Genomic DNA, 1,393 nt, shown 5'->3' on the forward strand with positions numbered 1-1,393 from the left:
AGTTTTTTCCCGAACACTTCAAATTCTGTAAATAAAAGTGGCTTTGTACTTTTAGCGCAGTTGCGGGCTTTCGATGATCTTTCTAAGCGCCTTTTTATCGCTCGCGAGATTACTCGCGCTCGCATCTTAAATGCAGCCATTAATTGCAAGGCTTACGGCGTCTCGCTCGATACTGCGCCGCATCTGGATGCCCTAGCGCGCGTCTGCGACATAGCAGCGATAATGGCGGTGGAAGGCGGCTTTGCCAAGCAGTATTTCGCGGCCTGGAACGAAATCATCGAGGATCAGCGCAGTTTTAAATTTACGACACGCTCCAAACGCCCGCCGGCGGATAAAATTAATGCCCTCATTAGCTACGTAAATACGCGTATTTATAACGTCTGCCTCAGCGAAATTTACAAAACCGAGCTTGATCCGCGCATCGGCTTTTTACACGAGCCAAACTACCGCGCGTTAAGCCTGCATCTTGATCTTGCAGAGATTTTTAAGCCGATCTTAGGAGATAGATTAATTTTTGGAATGTTAAACAAGCGCGAGATTACGGCAAAAGATTTTGAAACGGATGCGGGGCGTATTCGATTCGGTAAAGAAGCGGTGCAAAAAATCGAGCTAAAAATAATTGAGAAACTATCATCTTGCGCAAATGTAGCGGGACAGAACCTAACCTGGCGTCAAATTATCCGTCGCGAGGCAAATCAGATTAAAAAATACGTCTGTGAAGGCGTGCCTTACGAGGGGTTGGTATGGCGGTAGGTTGGGGGTTTAAGCTCATTCGTGCTTTTGAAATTTTGACTAGAATCACTTGCACCTATAGATTGTGCCCTCTTAAGATGCATGTGCTTTTAAAATAAATTTGATCTGAAGCACGGAACGGCGAACGAATTGGCTTTAAAAACGCATATGCTTTTAAAATTTCAGCTTTTTTGTTGTTCATACTTTGATTTTTTGAATATCTTATATTGAGATTTTAACATTTGCACTCACGATACATATAGATAGCGATAAAGTTGCTTTTAAGATTCTAAAATGCCGAAATCTTGGGCATTGAGCAATCGGGAGCTTTTTTAAATTTAGTCCATTTTAAGGCATAAAAATATATACTCCTAACACTTTCTACCTAGAAAAATGGCAAAATTCGTGCTGTAGAATTTCATCCCGTTGGGAATTGAAACTCGCTTTAGAATTTCCGCTGCTGGCGATATGTGGGTAGAATTTCATCCCGTTGGGAATTGAAACAGCTATGGATAATTATCGGTCGATTATTTCGATTGAGTAGAATTCCATCCCGTTGGGAATTGAAACTTGTTATAAAAAAGAGTGCAAAAATCCACATTTTATGTAGAATTCCATCCCGTTGGGAATTGAAACAGAAATGGGCATAAGGCTCAATCTT

The 1,393-nt window shown here is 41.4% G+C and carries 1 protein-coding gene; it reads left to right on the forward strand.

Features of this window, described 5'->3' with window-relative positions; genetic code table 11:
- On the forward strand, positions 1–753 hold a 753-nt coding region (gene cas1 / locus Q0277_RS06030; RefSeq protein WP_297996482.1), incomplete at its 5' end, for a CRISPR-associated endonuclease Cas1.
- Positions 754–1,393: the final 640 nt, after the last annotated feature.

This window comes from uncultured Campylobacter sp., from assembly GCF_938030815.1.
Classification (GTDB): domain Bacteria; phylum Campylobacterota; class Campylobacteria; order Campylobacterales; family Campylobacteraceae; genus Campylobacter_B.